Raw genomic sequence first — 16,991 nt, forward strand, 5'->3', positions numbered from 1 at the left:
AAACGACGGGGCCCGCCAGCCGGTGCGGCGCCCGCATCCCGTGATCACGCCACCTGGGGACCTTCTTCCATGGCCGCCGACCGCTACCCGCACCTGCTTGCCCCGCTCGACCTGGGCTTCACTACCCTGCGCAACCGCACCCTGATGGGCTCGATGCACACTGGCCTCGAAGAGCGCCCGGGCGGCTTCGAGCGCATGGCGGCGTACTTTGCCGAGCGCGCCCGCGGTGGCGTCGGCCTGATGGTCACCGGCGGCATTGCACCCAACGATGAGGGCGGGGTGTATTCCGGCGCGGCCAAGCTCAGCACCGAGGAAGAGGCCGACAAGCATCGTATCGTCACCGATGCCGTGCATGCCGCCGGTGGCAAGATCTGCCTGCAGATCCTGCATGCCGGGCGCTATGCCTACAGCCCGCGCCAGGTGGCGCCCAGCGCGATCCAGGCGCCGATCAACCCGTTCAAGCCCAAGGAACTGGACGAGGCGGGTATCGAGAAGCAGATCGCCGACTTCGTCAATTGCGCAGTGCTGGCCCAGCGCGCTGGTTACGACGGCGTCGAGATCATGGGTTCGGAAGGCTACTTCATCAACCAGTTCCTCGCCGCCCACACCAACCACCGTACCGACCGCTGGGGCGGCAGCTATGAAAACCGCATGCGCCTGGCGGTGGAAATCGTCAGCCGGGTGCGCGAAGCGGTAGGGCCGAACTTCATCATCATCTTCCGCCTGTCGATGCTCGACCTGGTCGAGGGCGGCAGCACCTGGGATGAAATCGAGCTGCTGGCCAAGGCTATCGAGAAAGCCGGCGCGACCTTGATCAATACCGGCATCGGCTGGCACGAAGCGCGTATCCCGACCATTGCCACCAAGGTGCCGCGGGCAGCATTCAGCAAGGTCACCGCCAAGCTGCGTGGCGTGGTGAACATTCCGCTGATCACTACCAACCGCATCAACACCCCGGAAGTTGCCGAGGCGGTGCTGGCGGAGGGCGATGCCGACATGGTCTCGATGGCTCGGCCTTTCCTGGCCGACCCGGACTTCGTCAACAAGGCCGCTGCCGGCCGCGGCGACGAGATCAACACCTGCATCGGCTGCAACCAGGCCTGCCTGGACCATACTTTCGGCGGCAAGCTGACCAGTTGCCTGGTCAACCCGCGTGCCTGCCACGAGACCGAGCTCAACTACCTGCCGGTGCGCACCGTCAAGCGCATTGCCGTGGTCGGCGCCGGCCCGGCGGGCCTGGCAGCGGCTACGGTAGCGGCCGAGCGTGGCCACGTGGTGACCTTGTTCGACAGCGCCAGCGAAATCGGTGGCCAGTTCAATGTGGCCAAGCGGGTGCCGGGCAAGGAAGAGTTCCATGAAACCCTGCGCTACTTCCGCAACAAGGTCGCCAGCACCGGCGTGGACCTGCGCCTGAACACCCGGGTCGATGTGCAGGCCCTGGTGGACGGTGGCTACGACGAGATTATCCTGGCCACCGGCATCGCCCCGCGCACGCCGGCCATCCCCGGTATCGAGCATGCCAAGGTGCTCAGCTACCTGGACGTGCTGCTCGAGCGCAAGCCGGTGGGCAAGGCTGTCGCGGTAATTGGCGCGGGTGGCATCGGCTTCGACGTTTCCGAGTACCTGGTGCATCAGGGCGTGGCCACCAGCCAGGACCGTGAGGCGTTCTGGAGGGAGTGGGGTATCGACACCCACCTGCAGGCACGCGGTGGCGTGGCCGGGATCAAGGCCGAGCCGCATGCCCCGGCGCGGCAGGTGTACCTGTTGCAGCGCAAGAAATCCAAGGTGGGTGACGGCCTGGGCAAGACTACCGGCTGGATTCACCGTACCGGGTTGAAGAACAAGCGGGTGCAGATGCTCAACAGCGTCGAATACCTGGGCATCGACGATGCCGGCCTGCATATTCGCGTGGCCGATGGCGAGCCGCAGATGCTGGCGGTGGACAACGTGGTGATCTGTGCCGGGCAGGAACCGCTGCGCGAACTGCAGGACGGGCTTGTGGCGACGGGGCAGTCGGTGCACTTGATCGGTGGCGCTGATGTGGCGGCCGAGCTGGATGCCAAGCGGGCGATCAACCAGGGTTCGAGATTGGCGGCTGAACTCTGAGATCGCCGGGCCGCTGCGCGGCCCTGTGGGAGCGGGTTCACCCGCGAAGAAGGGCACGCGGTGCATGGCACCGGCTCTGCCGGTGTTCGCGGGTGAACCCGCTCCCACAGGGGCGTAACGGGCTCCCAAGGTTTCCCTGTAAACTGCGATCCATGCCTGCACTCGACCTTCCCCAAGCCCCATTGCACCCCCTGAACCTGCCCTGGCTGCAGCAAGCCAAGGTCGCAGCCGCCATCCTGCGCCTGGACCTGATCGACCCGCTGATCAGTGGCAACAAGTGGTTCAAGCTTCGCCACCACCTGCAACAGGCCAGCGCCAGCAACGCCCCGGGCCTGATCAGCCTGGGCGGCAACCATTCCAACCACCTGCACGCCCTGGCAACCGCTGGCAAGCGCTTCGGCTTCGCCACCGCCGGCCTGCTGCGTGGCCACGCCCAGGACACGCCAACCGTGCGTGACCTGCAGGCGCTGGGCATGCAACTGCACTGGCTGGGCTATGGCGGCTACCGTGCACGAAACGAAGCGGGTTTCTGGGAGCCCTGGCAGGCACGCTACCCGGGTTGGCACTGCATCCCCGAAGGGGGCGGCGGGCTGGCCGGAGCACAGGGCTGCGCGCTGATCATGCAACAGGCGCAAGCGCAGATCGCGGCACTGGGCTGGTCGGGCTACGACGCCTGGTGGCTGGCCAGCGGAACGGGGACTACCTTGGCCGGCCTGGTAATGGCCGAGGCGGGCGCACATGTCGTGCATGGTGCATTGGCTGTACCCAGGAGCCATGGTGTACCGGAGGCGGTAGCGACATTGGCCGGTGCGCATGGCTACCAGCTGCACGACGCCTGCCGTGGCGGTTTCGGCAAGTTCGACGCTGAGCTGCTGGCGTTCGTTGCCGACTGCGAGCGGCACACCGGCGTGCCGCTCGAAGCCCTGTACACCGGCAAAGCCCTGCTGGCCCTGCGTGAGCAGGTCGAGGCCGGGCTGTTCGCGCCCGGCACCCGTCTGCTCTTCGTACACACCGGCGGCCTGCAGGGCCGGCGCGGTTACTTGTAGGGCAGCATGCGCAACAGCGTGTTGTCGCGCTTGATGTAGTGGTGGTACAGGCCGGCCACCGCGTGCAGGCCGATCAGCCAGTAGCCCCAGCTGCCGATGCGTTCATGCCAGCCTTTGATGAACTTGGCCTGGTCCGGGTTCGGGCCGATCAGGTGCGGCAGCTCCAGGCCGAAGAACGGCACCGGCTTGTCGGCGGCGCTGAGGATCAGCCAGCCGGCCAGCGGCAGGATGACCATCAGCAGGTACAACGCCAGGTGCATCAGGTGCGCCAGGCCGGTCTGCCAAGCTGCAGGCTTGGGCACGATGGGTGGGGTCGGGCGGCTCAGGCGGATGGCCAGGCGCAACCAGACCAGCACGAACACGCTGAGCCCGAGCATGAAGTGCAAGTCCTTCATCAGGTTGCGTTCGACGCTGTCCTTGGGGAACAGGCCACGCAGTTCGATAAGGGCATAGACAGCGGCCAGCAGCACCAGCATCAGCCAATGCAAGGCGATGGACAGGCGCGCGTAATGGGTCGCGGAGGTGGATGAAACCATTGATCGGTCCTCGTCATCAGGTCGGAATGGCGCTCTTGCTGGCGCTCAGGTAGTACTGTAATGGCTATGGGGGCACAAATCTTTGCGCCAGGTCTGTGAAAATTGTGTTGTCTGCACCGGCCTCTTCGCGGGTAAACCCGCTCCCACAAGGACTGCACAGTCTTCATGTGCTGCGCGGAACCTGTGGGAGCGGGTTTACCCGCGAAAGGGCCAGTAAAGGCAACATCAGACATCGGGTAGATGCGGCCAATCGTCAGCCACCAGAAACACCCGCTCGGCCTCCTGCCACGCCCCGTCAGCCTCTTGCTCCAACCTCACCAGCAACTGCGCCGGAGCCTGCCGCTCCAGCACGTAAAGCCACGCCGCAAACTGCTCCACCGCCCAGCACTCATGCGCCTCGACCCGCGCCAGCGCCAGCCAGGCATGCCGTTGCAGCGGCTGCCATCGCTCACCTTCGCCCATGACCCAGTCTCGCCGCCGCAGCCAGCGCCCGCGCAAATGCTGCGGGTTGGCGCCCAGTGGTGGCTGCGCATGCCCAGGCCACGGGTAGAACAGATAGCCACTCAGCCACACATGCGCCTGCACCTGCTCCACCCCCAGCCGCGCCAGTACCTCGCGGCTGTGCGCCGCCGACGACATGGGCAACTGGTGGCGTGCCAGGTGCGCCAGTTTGCTTCCCAGGCGGTCATGGCAGCCTGGCCCCAGCCAGGCGCCGGGGTCGCGCCCGGCGTGTTCCGGGCCCAGGTACAGCTTGATGGCCAGTTCCAGGTGGTGCACGCCGTCGCGGTCGCGCAGCACCACATCCAGCTCACCCAGGGTGCGCCCGGCTTCGCGAATCGCCAGGTTGGCCGCCAGCAGTTCGATGCCCGGCGCCTGGCCCAGGGCGAATTGCCACAGCCGTTCGTAGTAGTGCCCCAGGCGCCGGCTGCCCAGTTGCGCCAGCCAGTCGCGCAAGGGGCGGTCATCGTCATCCAGCGCCCGCAGCCAGTCTGCCAGGCACTGTGGCTGCTCCGCCCACAGGCTGCCCGCCAGCGGGTGGCGCTGGGGGCAGGGCGGGGCGCTGAGCAACGGGGGCGACAGCAGGGCCCAGGCCAGGTCGCGCACGTTGGGGCGACGTAGTTGCCGGGGCAGGTCGTGGAGCAGGGCGAATGGCATCATCCTGCGAGCATAGCCGGTTTGCCGCTAGCCGGTGGTTTCGCCCATAATCGCGGCATAGTCACCCGCCGCAGAGCCTCGCAGGAGCCCCATGGAGCAATTTCGCAATATCGGTATCATCGGCCGCCTTGGTAGCTCGCAGGTGCTCGACACCATTCGCCGACTGAAAAAATTCCTCCTCGAGCGGCACCTGCACGTGATCCTCGAGGACACCATTGCCGAAGTGCTGCCCGGCCATGGCCTGCAAACCTCAACCCGCAAGTTGCTGGGCGAGGTCTGCGACCTGGTCATCGTGGTCGGCGGCGACGGTAGCCTGCTGGGCGCCGCCCGCGCCTTGGCCCGGCACAACATTCCAGTGCTGGGCATCAACCGTGGCAACCTGGGCTTCCTCACCGACATCCGCCCTGACGAACTGGAACAGAAGGTCGCCGAAGTGCTCGACGGCCACTACCTGGTAGAAAACCGCTTCCTGCTGCAGGCCGAGGTTCGCCGCCACAACGAAGCCATTGGCCAGGGTGATGCACTGAACGACGTGGTACTGCACCCGGGCAAGTCCACGCGCATGATCGAGTTCGAGATCTACATCGATGGCCAGTTCGTCTGCAGCCAGAAGGCCGACGGCCTGATCGTCGCCACCCCCACCGGCTCCACCGCCTACGCGCTGTCGGCCGGCGGCCCGATCATGCACCCCAAGCTCGACGCCATCGTCATCGTGCCGATGTACCCGCACACCCTGTCGGGCCGGCCGATCGTGGTCGACGGCAACAGCGAGCTGAAGATCGTGGTGTCCAAGGACCTGCAGATCTACCCGCAAGTATCCTGTGATGGCCAGAACCACTTCACCTGCGCCCCCGGCGACACCATCACGGTGAGCAAGAAGCCGCAGAAGCTGCGCCTGATCCACCCGCTGGACCACAATTACTACGAGGTCTGCCGCACCAAGCTCGGCTGGGGCAGCCGCCTGGGAAGCAGGGACGACTGATGCTCGATCCGGCGCGTAGTTTCGACATCATCGGTGACGTGCACGGTTGTGCGCTGACCCTTGAACGCCTGCTCGACGCCCTCGGTTACAAGCGTGTGGCAGGTGTGTGGCGTCACCCACGGCGCCAGGCGCTGTTCCTTGGCGACATCGTCGACCGCGGGCCACGCATCCGCGAGGCGCTGCACATCGTCCACGACATGGTCGAGGCCGGCCAGGCGTTCTGCATCATGGGTAACCACGAGTACAACGCCCTGGGCTGGGTCACCCCGGCACTGCCTGGCAGCGGCAAGGCCTTCGTGCGCGAGCATACGCCGCGCCACGCCCGGTTGATCGACGAAACCCTGACCCAGTTTGCCCACCACCCCGCCGACTGGCACGACTTCGTCAACTGGTTCTACGAATTGCCGCTGTTCGTCGACGCCGGGCGCTTCCGCCTGGTGCATGCCTGCTGGGACCCGAGGCTGATCGAGCCGCTGCGCCAGCAGTACCCCGACGGGCGCATCGACGAGCACTTCATCCAGGCCTCGGCGGTGAGTAGCAGCTTTGCCGCTACCGTGTGCAATCGCCTGTTGCGCGGTACCGACATGCGCCTGCCGGACGGCCTGACCCTCACCGGTGGCGACGGCCTGACCCGTGCCTTCTTCCGTACCAAGTTCTGGGAAGAAGACCCGCAAACCTACGGCGACATCGTGTTCCAGCCAGACGCCCTGCCCGCGGAAGTGGCCAACACCCCGCTCAGCCACAGCCAGAAGAACGCCTTGCTGCGCTATGCCGAAGACGAGCCCATGCTGTTCGTCGGCCACTACTGGCGCAGCGGCCGCCCGGCGCCGATCCGCACCAACCTGGCCTGCCTGGACTACAGCGCCGTGCTCTACGGCAAGCTGGCTGCCTACCGGCTGGATGATGAAACCCGCATCGACCCGCACAAGTTCGTCTGGGTCGATGTCGACCGCCCACAGGCCAGCCAATGAACATTATCGAAGTGATGCGCCTGCCGCTGTCGGTCGATCTCAGCGGCTTCGTTCACCTGCTGCAGCGCCTGCAAGTGCCGCACCGGGTCAGCGAGGAGGGCGATGCCCAGGTGCTCTGGGCCCCCGACACCCTGGCCGATGACGTCCGCGAACTCTACCAGCGCTACCCTGACGGCAACGCCGACCTCGAACTTGCAAAGGGCCCTGTGGGAGCGGGTTCACCCGCGAATAGCCCCACACAGCCCTCCCTTGCGGAACAGGCCAAAGCCTGCAAAGTCACCACTATCACCCTGCTGCTGTGCTTCATCGTCGCCGGCCTGACCGGCCTGGGCGACAACTTCACCACCATCAGCTGGTTCACCTTCCTCGATTTCCGCGTGCAGGGCGACTACCTGTACTTCAGCCCGCTGGCGCAAAGCCTGGACGAAGGCCAGTGGTGGCGACTGGTATCGCCCATGCTGTTGCATTTCGGCGTGCTGCACCTGGCCATGAACAGCCTGTGGTACTGGGAGCTGGGCAAACGCATCGAATTGCGCCAGGGCCCGTGGGCGCTGCTGGGCCTGACCTTGCTGTTCAGCCTGGTGTCCAACCTGGCCCAGCACTACAGCAGCGGGCCGAGCCTGTTCGGTGGCTTGTCTGGTGTGCTGTACGGCCTGCTCGGGCACATCTGGCTGTTCCAGTGGCTGGCGCCAAACCGTTACTTCAACCTGCCCAAGGGCGTGCTGGTGATGATGCTGATCTGGCTGGTGGTGTGCCTGAGCGGCGTGATCGACACCCTGGGCCTTGGCCAGATCGCCAACGCCGCCCACGTCGGCGGGCTGCTCATCGGATGCCTGACCGGGCTCTTGGGTGGGGCGCTGGCCCGGCGTAAACTGTCGGCTTGAATCAGGAGACACTATGTCCACTTTCGCGCAAATGATTGAAAACATCACCCCTGAAATCTACGAGAGCCTGAAACTGGCCGTGGAAATCGGCAAATGGTCGGACGGCCGCAAGCTCACTGCCGAGCAGAAAGAGCTGTCGCTGCAAGCGGTAATCGCCTGGGAGATGAAAAACCTGCCCGAAGACCAGCGTACCGGCTACATGGGGCCGCAGGAATGCGCCTCGAAGTCCGCGCCGATCGCCAACATTCTGTTCAAGTCGGACTCGGTACATTGATCGAACTCGCTCGTGGCTCGTTGAGCAAGATGGCGGTAAGCCTGCAGGCGCCAGTGGTGCAGTACAGCTTCCGCCTGGATGACACCCAGGTGCCGGTCAACCCGCTGATCGGCCAGCGCCTGCGCCTTGAATACCTCGGCGCCATTCACTGCAGCCATTGTGGCAAGCGCACCAAGACCAGCTTCAGCCAGGGTTACTGCTACCCGTGCATGACCAAACTGGCCCAGTGCGATGTGTGCATCATGGCCCCGGAAAAGTGCCACTACGACGCTGGCACCTGCCGTGAACCGTCGTGGGGCGAACAGTTCTGCATGACCGACCATGTGGTCTACCTGGCCAATTCGTCGGGGATCAAGGTCGGTATCACCCGCGCCACCCAGCTACCCACCCGCTGGCTCGACCAAGGTGCCAGCCAGGCCCTGCCGATCATGCGCGTGGCCACCCGCCAGCAGTCCGGCCTGGTCGAAGACTTGCTGCGCAGCCAGGTGCCGGACCGCACCAACTGGCGCGCCCTGCTCAAGGGCGATGCCGAGGAGCTCGACCTGGTCGCCATTCGTGAACAGGTGTTCGACGCCTGCGCCGACGGCCTGCGCGAGCTGCAGGGGCGCTTCGGCCTGCAGGCCATCCAGCCGCTGGCCGACGCCGAAGTGGTGCAGATGAAGTACCCGGTCGAGGCCTACCCCTCGAAGATCGTCAGCTTCAACCTCGACAAGGACCCGGTAGTGGAAGGCACGCTGCTGGGCATCAAGGGCCAGTACCTGATCTTCGACACCGGTGTGATCAATATTCGCAAGTACACGGCCTACCAGTTGGCCGTGCTCCAGTAAAAGGACCTGCACATGCGTACCGAACAACCGCAAGTGATCTACCTCAAGGATTACCAGGCGCCCGAGTACCTGATCGACGAGACGCACCTGACCTTCGAGCTGTTCGAGGACCACACCCTGGTTCACGCGCAACTGGTCATGCGCCGCAACCCGGCACGCGGTGCCGGCCTGCCGCCACTGGAACTCGATGGCCAGCAGCTGGAGTTGCTGCGCGCCGCGCTGGATGACCAGGAGCTGCAGCCGGGCGATTACCAGCTCGATGCCGACAGCCTGACCTTGCAGCCCAAGGCCGAGCGCTTCACCCTCGACACCAGCGTGAAGATCCACCCCGAGAGCAACACCGCACTGGAAGGCCTGTACAAGTCGGGCAAGATGTTCTGCACCCAGTGCGAGGCCGAAGGCTTCCGCAAAATTACCTACTACCTCGACCGCCCGGACGTGATGAGCACCTTCACCACCACGGTCATCGCCGAACAGCATCGCTACCCGGTGTTGCTGTCGAACGGCAACCCCATCGGCAGCGGGCCGGCAGAAGACGGCCGCCACTGGGCGACCTGGGAAGACCCGTTCATGAAGCCGGCCTACCTGTTCGCCCTGGTGGCCGGTGACCTGTGGTGCGTCGAGGACAGCTTCACCCGCCAGTCCGGCCGTGATGTGACCCTGCGCATCTACGTAGAGCCCGAGAACATCGACAAGTGCGACCACGCCATGGTCAGCCTGAAGAAGTCCATGCGCTGGGACGAAGAAGTCTATGGCCGCGAGTACGACCTGGACATCTTCATGATTGTCGCGGTCAACGACTTCAACATGGGTGCCATGGAAAACAAGGGCCTGAACATCTTCAACTCCAGCTGTGTACTGGCTCGTGCCGAAACGGCCACCGACGCCGCGCACCAGCGTGTTGAAGGCGTGGTTGCCCACGAGTATTTCCACAACTGGTCGGGCAACCGCGTCACTTGCCGTGACTGGTTCCAGCTGTCGCTGAAAGAAGGCTTCACGGTGTTCCGCGATGCCGAATTCAGCGCCGACATGAACTCGCGCACGGTCAAGCGCATCGAAGACGTGGCCTACCTGCGAACTCACCAGTTCGCCGAAGATGCTGGCCCCATGGCCCACCCGGTACGCCCGGACAGCTTCATCGAGATCTCCAACTTCTACACCCTGACCGTGTACGAGAAGGGCGCCGAAGTGGTGCGCATGGTTCGTACCCTGCTGGGCGCCGACGGCTTCCGCAAGGGCAGCGACCTGTACTTCGAGCGCCATGATGGCCAGGCGGTGACCACCGACGATTTCATCAAGGCCATGGAAGACGCCAACGGCGTCGACTTCACCCAGTTCAAACGCTGGTACAACCAGGCCGGCACCCCGCGCCTGGAAGTCAGCGAGGCCTATGACGCGGCCGCGCAGACCTACAGCCTGACCTTCCGCCAGAGCTGCCCGCAGACCCCGGACAAGGCCGAAAAGCTGCCGTTCGTGATCCCGGTGGAGCTTGGCCTGCTGGATGCCGCAGGCAACGACCTGCCGCTGCAGCTGGCTGGTGAAGCTGCGGCGCAGGGCACCAGCCGCGTACTGTCGGTGACAGAAGCCGAGCAGACCTTCACCTTCCAGGGCATCCAGGCCAAGCCGCTGCCGTCGCTGCTGCGTGGTTTCAGCGCACCGGTCAAGCTGAGCTTCCCCTATGACCGGGACCAGCTGATGTTCCTGATGCAGCATGACAGCGATGGCTTCAACCGCTGGGAGGCGGGGCAGCAGTTGTCGGTGCAGGTGCTGCAGGAGCTGATCGGCCAGCATCAGCGTGGCGAAGCACTCAAGCTCGACCAGCGCCTGATCACCGCCCTTGGCACCGTGCTCGGCAACGAGTCGCTGGACCCGGCCATGGTTGCCGAAATGCTTTCGCTGCCAGGTGAGGCCTACCTTACCGAAATCAGCCAGGTGGCCGACGTGGACGCCATCCACGCCGCCCGCGAGTTCGCCCGCCAGCAGATCGCCGAGCAGTTGTTCGACGCCCTGTGGGCGCGCTACCAGGCCAACCGCGAAGTGTCGCGCAGCACCGCCTATGTGGCCTCGGCCGAGCATTTCGCCCGCCGCAGCCTGCAGAACATCGCGCTGTCGTACCTGATGCAGAGCGGCAAGCCGCAGGTGCTGCAGGCGACCCTGGAGCAGTTCAAGCACTGCGACAACATGACCGAGCGCCTTACCGCGCTGGCCGTGCTGGTCAACTCGCCGTTCGAGGCCGAACGCGCGAAAGCGCTGGAAGCCTTTGCCGAGCATTTCAAGGACAACCCGCTGGTCATGGACCAGTGGTTCAGCGTGCAGGCAGCCAGTGCGCTGCCGGGCGGGCTGGCGCGGGTCAAGGCGCTGATGCAGCACCCGGCGTTCACCCTGAAGAACCCGAACAAGGTACGTGCGCTGATTGGCGCCTTCGCCGGGCAGAACCTGGTCAACTTCCATGCGGCGGATGGCTCGGGCTATCGCTTCCTGGCGGACCTGGTGATCGAGCTGAATGCGTTGAACCCGCAGATTGCCTCGCGGCAACTGGCACCGCTGACCCGCTGGCGCAAGTATGACGATGCGCGTCAGGCCCTGATGAAGGGCGAGCTGGAGCGGATTCTGGCTTCTGGGGAGCTGTCCAGTGATGTGTATGAAGTGGTGAGCAAGAGCCTGGCTTGAGTTTTCTGTAGCCTGAGCTGGCCTCTTCGCGGGTAAACCCGCTCCCACAGGTACTGCACTGCTTTCATGGGCGGTGGAGGACCTGTGGGAGCGGGTTTACCCGCGAAGCTTTTTGGGCCGATAACAAAACATAACACCCCGTTCGTTGTGTTCCCGCAAACATCCCCGCTACGATCCCCTCAAGCTATTGCAGGCCTCTAGATCAGGCTTTTCGCAGTACCTGCAATGCATTGACCCGCCAAATAAAAACACAAAGGGGACAGTCATGAGGGAACAGAACAGGCGCTTTGCCTGGCCATTGGCAGCCGGCGCGGTACTGGCGCTGGGGCTTGGCGTGTGGGCTGACAGCGTGCAAGCCGCTGCCGCCGACGAATACTCCACCGAATCGGCCAAGGCCAGCCAAAGCCTGCTGATCGATGCCACACACGCCGGCAAGCGTCTGGTGGTGGTGGGCGATCGCGGTCATATCCTGTTCTCCGACGACCAGGGCAGCACCTGGACCCAGGCGCGGGTGCCCACCCGGCAACTGCTGACAGCAGTGTTCTTCCTCGACGACAAGCGCGGCTGGGCCGTCGGCCATGATGCGCTGGTCCTTGCCAGCAGCGATGGTGGTGCCACCTGGAGCAAGCAGTTCGAAGACCTGTCCCGCGAAGCACCCTTGCTCGATGTCGCCTTCCTCGATGCCCGGCACGGCTTTGCCGTCGGTGCCTACGGCGCCTTGCTGGAAACCACCGATGGTGGTCAGCACTGGCAGGACGTGGCCGAGCGCCTGGACAACCCCGACCAGTTGCACCTGAACGGTATCGCCCAGGTGCGCGATGCTGGCCTGTTCATCGTCGGCGAGCAGGGCGGCATGTTCCGCTCCGCCGACAACGGCCAGACCTGGGCCAAGGTCGAGGGCCCATACGAGGGGTCGCTGTTCGGCGTGATCGGTACTGCCCGGCCGCACACCCTGCTGGCCTACGGCCTGCGCGGCAACCTGTTCCGTTCCACCGACTTCGGTGACAGCTGGCAGCCGATCGAACTCAAGGCCGCACGTGGCACCCTCGAATTCGGCCTGGCAGGCGCTACGCTTGTCGAGGACGGTAGCCTGGTGCTGGTCGGCAACGGCGGCAGCGTGCTGCGCAGTACCGATGATGGCCAGACCTTCAGTGTCTACAACCGCGCCGACCGCATCGCCCTGGCCGGCGTCAGTGGCCGGGCCGATGGCGGCCTGCTGCTGGTAGGGCAGGGTGGCGTGCACCTGGCTGACCCGCAGGGTGCTGACCAGGAGGTGCGTCCATGACCAGCAGGGAGAGCATCACCATGCACCCGCATCACCAGGACAAGGCCACGCTGCTCGAACGCCTGATCTTCAACAATCGCCCCGTGGTCATCGCCCTGTGCGTACTGGTCAGCATCTTCCTGTTCTGGCAGGCCACGCAGATCCGCCCGTCCACCAGCTTCGAGAAGATGATCCCGCTGCAGCACCCGTTCATCGAGCAGATGATGGAGCACCGCAACGACCTGGCCAACCTCGGCAACACCGTGCGCATCTCGGTGGAGGCGGTGAATGGCGACATCTTCGACAAGGATTACATGGAGACCCTGCGGCAGATCCATGACGAAGTGTTCTACATCCCTGGCGTCGACCGTGCCGGGCTGAAGTCGCTGTGGAGCCCCAGCGTGCGCTGGAGCGAGGTCACCGAAGAAGGCTTTTCCGGTGGCGAGGTGATCCCCAACACCTACAACGGCTCGCAGGACAGCCTCGACACCTTGCGCGACAACGTGCTCAAGTCGGGCCAGGTGGGGCGCCTGGTGGGCAACAACTTCAAGTCCAGCATCGTCGATGTGCCGCTGCTGGAGAGCTACCCCGACCCGCAGGACCCGGGCAAGCAGGTGAAGCTGGACTACCAGCAGTTCTCGCACCAGCTGGAAGAAAAGATCCGTGACAAGTTCCAGGCGCAGAACCCCAACGTGAAGGTCCACATCGTCGGTTTCGCCAAGAAGGTCGGCGACCTGATCGACGGCCTGGTGATGGTGGCGATGTTCTTCGGTGTCGCCCTGGCCATCACCTGGGTGCTGTTGTACTGGTTCACCTGGTGCATCCGCAGCACCATCGCCGTGCTCATCACCACCCTGGTGGCGGTGGTCTGGCAACTGGGCCTGATGCATGCGGTGGGCTTTGGCCTGGACCCGTACTCGATGCTGGTGCCGTTCCTGATCTTCGCCATCGGCATTTCCCACGGGGTGCAGAAGATCAACGGTATCGCCCTGCAGTCGAGTGGCGCCGACAACGCCCTGACCGCCGCCCGGCGCACCTTCAGGCAGCTGTTCCTGCCGGGGATGATCGCCATTCTTGCCGACGCCGTGGGCTTCATCACCCTGCTGATCATCGACATCGGGGTGATCCGTGAGCTGGCCATCGGAGCTTCCATCGGTGTGGCGGTGATCGTGTTCACCAACCTCATCCTGCTGCCGGTAGCCATCTCCTATGTCGGCATCAGCAAGAAGGCCGTAGAGCGCAGCAAGCAGGACGCCACCCGCGAGCACCCGTTCTGGCGCCTGTTGTCGAACTTTGCCAGTGCCAAGGTGGCGCCCGTGTCGGTGGCTCTGGCGCTGGTCGCCTTCGCCGGTGGCCTGTGGTACAGCCAGAACCTGAAGATCGGCGACCTCGACCAGGGTGCGCCGGAACTGCGCCCCGACTCGCGCTACAACCAGGACAACAACTTCATCATCAGCAACTATTCGACCAGTTCCGACGTGCTGGTGATCATGGTCAAGACCCCACCGGAAAGCTGCTCGATCCACTCGACCATGGCGCCGATCGACGAGCTGATGTGGACCATGCAGAACACCCCTGGCGTGCAGTCGGCAATTTCCCTGGTGACCGTGTCCAAGCAGGTGATCAAGGGCATGAACGAGGGCAGCCTGAAATGGGAAACCCTGTCGCGCAATCCGGACATCCTCAACAACTCCATCGCCCGTGCCGATGGCCTGTACAACGGCGACTGCTCGCTGGCGCCGGTACTGGTGTTCCTCAACGACCACAAGGCCGAAACCCTGGAGCGGGTCACTGCCGTGGCCAAGGCGTTTGCCGACAGCCACAACAAGGAAGGCCTGCAGTTCCTGCTGGCAGCGGGCAACGCCGGGATCGAGGCAGCGACCAACGAGGTGATCAAGTCGGCCGAGCTGACCATTCTGATCCTGGTGTACATCTGTGTGGCGGTGATGTGCCTGATTACCTTCCGCTCGTTTGCCGCCACCCTGTGCATCGTCCTGCCGCTGGTGCTGACCTCGGTGCTGGGTAACGCGCTGATGGCCTACATGGGCATCGGCGTCAAGGTGGCGACCTTGCCGGTGGTGGCGCTGGGTGTGGGCATTGGCGTGGACTATGGCATCTACATCTACAGCCGGCTGGAAAGCTTCCTGCGCGCCGGGTTGCCGTTGCAGGAGGCTTATTACGAGACCCTGCGCTCGACTGGCAAGGCGGTGCTGTTCACCGGCTTGTGCCTGGCCATCGGCGTGTGCACCTGGATCTTCTCGGCAATCAAGTTCCAGGCGGACATGGGGCTGATGCTGACCTTCATGCTGCTGTGGAACATGTTTGGCGCGCTGTGGCTGCTGCCGGCGTTGGCGCGGTTCCTGATCAAGCCGGAGAAGATGGTGGGCAAGGAGGGCGGGTCGATTTTCGCCCATTGAATTGCAGGGGGGCCGCTTTGCGGCCCATCGCGACACAAGGCCGCTCCTACAGGGAACGCGTATTCGCAGATTGACGCGCTCCCTGTAGGAGCGGCCTTGTGTCGCGATGGGCTGCAAAGCAGCCCCAGGGTTATAATGCCGCTACATCCCTCACAGGTACCCCCATGTCCCCCCTCGCCACCGCCCTGCAGTCCTGCGACATGCTCCTGATCGACGGCCTGCACGCCTTCGACTTCACCTCCGATGAATCCGGCCTCACCATCGAATGCATGGACGGCCGCCAGCTCCGCCGCTGGTCGTTCACCCCCGAGCAAATCACCGCCGCTATCGCCAGCGGTGATGAATGGCAGCTCGACGATGCCAACGGCGCGCATCGGCTAGTCTGTATGAGTGCCTTTCGCGCCCCGGATGATGACGAAGATGAACCGGACCTGGACGAGCCTGCTGACCGCTAGCCTGATGAGCCTGACCCTCCACGCCCACGCCGCCACCTTGCTGGTGGGCAGTTACACCGATGGCGCCAGCCAGGGCATCTACCGCTATCAGTTCGACGAAAAGACCGGCCATATCGACCCTGCCCCCCAGCAGGTGGTGAAGAGTGTCAGCCCTTCGTGGCTGGTATTGTCGGCCGATCAACGCCAGCTGTTCGCGGTCAACGAAACCCCGAACGGCCATGCCAGCAGTTTCAGCGTCAGTGCAAAAGGCGAGATCAAGCTCCTCAACCAGGTGGCCAGCCAAGGTGATGAGCCGACCCACGCCAGCCTCAGCCAGGACCAGCGTTATCTGTTCGTGGCCAACTACGCGGTCAAGCCCGACCCCGGCGGCAGCCTGGTGGTTGTCCCGGTGGCCAAGGACGGCAAGCTCAAGCCGGTAGTGCAACAGGCTCGCCACAAGGCGAGCGGGGTCAACCCCGAGCGCCAGGCCGGCGCCCATGTGCATTCGCTGGTGCTGTCACCGGATGGCCAACACCTGTATGCCAGCGATCTGGGTGCCGACAAGGTGTTCATCTACCGTTACGATGGTGCCAGCGCAGACCACCCACTGACACCGGCAATACCCGCGTCGGTGGGCCTGCCGCCGGGCAGCGGGCCGCGCCATCTGTTGTTCGACGCCAGGGGCCGGCATGCCTACCTGACCCTGGAGATGAGTGCCGAAGTGGTGATGTTCGATGTGCAGGAGGGCAACCTGGTCGAACGCCAGCGCCTGCCCCTGACCGAGAGCAAGGAGGCTGCGGCGAAAGCGGCAGGTGGCTTGCACCTGTCGGCAGACGGTCGCTTCCTGTATGTGAGCAACCGTGGTACGGCCAACGAGATCGTGGCGTTCAGCGTGGGCAAGCAGGACGGCCAACTGGCATTCCTGCAGCGCCGTTCGGTGGAGGGGGATCATCCCCGCGAGTTCGCCCTCGACCCGAGTGACAACTTCCTGCTGGTGGCCAACCAGAAGAGCAACCAGATCGTGGTGATACGCCGCGATCCGCGCAGCGGCAAGCTGTTGGAGACGGTGCAGACGCTGAAGCAGGATGCACCGTCGGACCTGAAGTTCATCGAGTGATATCGATCGGCGTAATAATCGATACTGCCGCAATGAATTTTTGCCTGCGGCTTCGGCGGCGTAAGTTTGACCCAAGGCCCAGAAGGGCCAACGTCAAACCACCGCCGTCGAGGTCAGCCCAGATGAACTTCAATCTCTTCCCGGTCATTGCCGCATCCGCCATTTCCGCTTCGGTCGTATTGCCGACGCATGCCCATGCCGACAGCAGCGGCAAGGCGTCCGCTACGCATAGCTACACCGAACAGTACCTGCGCCAGAGCGCCAATTTTCATGCGGCCTTGAGTGGCAAGCACCACCATTGAACCTGA

At 64.3% G+C, this 16,991-nt stretch carries 15 protein-coding genes; 13 read left to right on the forward strand and 2 right to left on the reverse strand.

The window, feature by feature from the left end; all coding sequences use genetic code 11:
- Window positions 1-69 precede the first annotated feature (69 nt).
- Window positions 70-2,106 (forward strand): NADPH-dependent 2,4-dienoyl-CoA reductase, encoded by a 2,037-nt coding sequence (locus R9B85_RS20245; RefSeq protein ID WP_215521130.1) that lies wholly within the window; start codon window positions 70-72, stop codon window positions 2,104-2,106.
- A gap of 152 nt (window positions 2,107-2,258) precedes the next feature.
- Window positions 2,259-3,152: a 1-aminocyclopropane-1-carboxylate deaminase/D-cysteine desulfhydrase gene (locus R9B85_RS20250; RefSeq protein ID WP_313853456.1), complete on the forward strand. Its 894-nt coding sequence runs from the start codon at window positions 2,259-2,261 to the stop codon at window positions 3,150-3,152.
- On the opposite strand, the gene R9B85_RS20255 is transcribed toward R9B85_RS20250, so the two are convergent.
- Complete coding sequence (locus R9B85_RS20255; RefSeq protein WP_423770517.1) at window positions 3,143-3,688, reverse strand: cytochrome b; 546 nt, start codon at window positions 3,686-3,688, stop codon at window positions 3,143-3,145. The genes R9B85_RS20250 and R9B85_RS20255 overlap by 10 nt on opposite strands.
- 225 nt (window positions 3,689-3,913) lie before the next feature.
- Window positions 3,914-4,846 (reverse strand): DUF1853 family protein, encoded by a 933-nt coding sequence (locus R9B85_RS20260; RefSeq protein ID WP_423770518.1) that lies wholly within the window; start codon window positions 4,844-4,846, stop codon window positions 3,914-3,916.
- 88 nt (window positions 4,847-4,934) lie between these two features.
- Between R9B85_RS20260 and R9B85_RS20265 the strand changes: the two genes are divergently transcribed.
- From R9B85_RS20265 to R9B85_RS20315, 11 genes are all read left to right on the forward strand, one after another.
- Complete coding sequence (locus R9B85_RS20265) at window positions 4,935-5,825, forward strand: NAD(+) kinase (protein WP_112252068.1); 891 nt, start codon at window positions 4,935-4,937, stop codon at window positions 5,823-5,825.
- Window positions 5,825-6,796: a metallophosphoesterase gene (locus R9B85_RS20270; protein WP_423770519.1), complete on the forward strand. Its 972-nt coding sequence runs from the start codon at window positions 5,825-5,827 to the stop codon at window positions 6,794-6,796. Before R9B85_RS20265 ends, R9B85_RS20270 begins: the two co-directional genes overlap by 1 nt.
- Entirely contained in the window at window positions 6,793-7,680 is an 888-nt protein-coding gene (locus tag R9B85_RS20275) for a rhomboid family intramembrane serine protease (RefSeq protein WP_112252070.1), read from the forward strand. Before R9B85_RS20270 ends, R9B85_RS20275 begins: the two co-directional genes overlap by 4 nt.
- Window positions 7,681-7,693: 13 nt before the next feature.
- On the forward strand, window positions 7,694-7,954 hold the full coding sequence (locus R9B85_RS20280) for a YeaC family protein (RefSeq protein WP_003260154.1): 261 nt from the start codon (window positions 7,694-7,696) through the stop codon (window positions 7,952-7,954).
- Window positions 7,951-8,781, forward strand: a complete 831-nt coding sequence (locus tag R9B85_RS20285) for a DUF2797 domain-containing protein (protein WP_112252071.1) — start codon at window positions 7,951-7,953, stop codon at window positions 8,779-8,781. The genes R9B85_RS20280 and R9B85_RS20285 overlap by 4 nt, the downstream gene beginning before the upstream one ends.
- 12 nt (window positions 8,782-8,793) lie before the next feature.
- Window positions 8,794-11,451, forward strand: a complete 2,658-nt coding sequence (pepN, locus tag R9B85_RS20290; RefSeq protein ID WP_207880010.1) for an aminopeptidase N — start codon at window positions 8,794-8,796, stop codon at window positions 11,449-11,451.
- A 265-nt stretch (window positions 11,452-11,716) separates the two neighbouring features.
- Entirely contained in the window at window positions 11,717-12,736 is a 1,020-nt protein-coding gene (locus R9B85_RS20295) for a WD40/YVTN/BNR-like repeat-containing protein (RefSeq protein ID WP_252378823.1), read from the forward strand.
- A gap of 20 nt (window positions 12,737-12,756) precedes the next feature.
- A complete protein-coding gene (locus R9B85_RS20300) occupies window positions 12,757-15,132 on the forward strand; it encodes an efflux RND transporter permease subunit (protein ID WP_112252168.1) in 2,376 nt (791 codons plus the stop codon).
- Window positions 15,133-15,296: 164 nt separating this feature from the next.
- Window positions 15,297-15,587, forward strand: a complete 291-nt coding sequence (locus R9B85_RS20305) for a DUF5629 family protein (RefSeq protein WP_112252074.1) — start codon at window positions 15,297-15,299, stop codon at window positions 15,585-15,587.
- Window positions 15,553-16,683, forward strand: a complete 1,131-nt coding sequence (locus R9B85_RS20310; RefSeq protein ID WP_423770520.1) for a lactonase family protein — start codon at window positions 15,553-15,555, stop codon at window positions 16,681-16,683. The genes R9B85_RS20305 and R9B85_RS20310 overlap by 35 nt, the downstream gene beginning before the upstream one ends.
- Before the next feature lie 122 nt (window positions 16,684-16,805).
- Entirely contained in the window at window positions 16,806-16,985 is a 180-nt protein-coding gene (locus R9B85_RS20315) for a hypothetical protein (RefSeq protein ID WP_063913828.1), read from the forward strand.
- Window positions 16,986-16,991 lie beyond the last annotated feature (6 nt).

It is taken from the genome of Pseudomonas sp. NLJ1, from assembly GCF_049486705.1.
GTDB lineage: Bacteria > Pseudomonadota > Gammaproteobacteria > Pseudomonadales > Pseudomonadaceae > Aquipseudomonas > Aquipseudomonas inefficax.

Coding starts and splice junctions, on each gene's coding strand:
- R9B85_RS20265 (WP_112252068.1), top strand. CDS start 4,935: ATGGAGCAATTTCGCAATATCGGTATCATCGGCCGCCTTGGTAGCTCG.
- R9B85_RS20260 (WP_423770518.1), bottom strand. CDS start 4,846: ATGATGCCATTCGCCCTGCTCCACGACCTGCCCCGGCAACTACGTCGC.
- R9B85_RS20305 (WP_112252074.1), top strand. CDS start 15,297: ATGTCCCCCCTCGCCACCGCCCTGCAGTCCTGCGACATGCTCCTGATC.
- R9B85_RS20315 (WP_063913828.1), top strand. CDS start 16,806: ATGAACTTCAATCTCTTCCCGGTCATTGCCGCATCCGCCATTTCCGCT.
- R9B85_RS20300 (WP_112252168.1), top strand. CDS start 12,757: ATGCACCCGCATCACCAGGACAAGGCCACGCTGCTCGAACGCCTGATC.
- pepN (WP_207880010.1), top strand. CDS start 8,794: ATGCGTACCGAACAACCGCAAGTGATCTACCTCAAGGATTACCAGGCG.
- R9B85_RS20275 (WP_112252070.1), top strand. CDS start 6,793: ATGAACATTATCGAAGTGATGCGCCTGCCGCTGTCGGTCGATCTCAGC.
- R9B85_RS20250 (WP_313853456.1), top strand. CDS start 2,259: ATGCCTGCACTCGACCTTCCCCAAGCCCCATTGCACCCCCTGAACCTG.
- R9B85_RS20245 (WP_215521130.1), top strand. CDS start 70: ATGGCCGCCGACCGCTACCCGCACCTGCTTGCCCCGCTCGACCTGGGC.
- R9B85_RS20280 (WP_003260154.1), top strand. CDS start 7,694: ATGTCCACTTTCGCGCAAATGATTGAAAACATCACCCCTGAAATCTAC.
- R9B85_RS20270 (WP_423770519.1), top strand. CDS start 5,825: ATGCTCGATCCGGCGCGTAGTTTCGACATCATCGGTGACGTGCACGGT.
- R9B85_RS20255 (WP_423770517.1), bottom strand. CDS start 3,688: ATGGTTTCATCCACCTCCGCGACCCATTACGCGCGCCTGTCCATCGCC.
- R9B85_RS20310 (WP_423770520.1), top strand. CDS start 15,553: ATGAACCGGACCTGGACGAGCCTGCTGACCGCTAGCCTGATGAGCCTG.
- R9B85_RS20295 (WP_252378823.1), top strand. CDS start 11,717: ATGAGGGAACAGAACAGGCGCTTTGCCTGGCCATTGGCAGCCGGCGCG.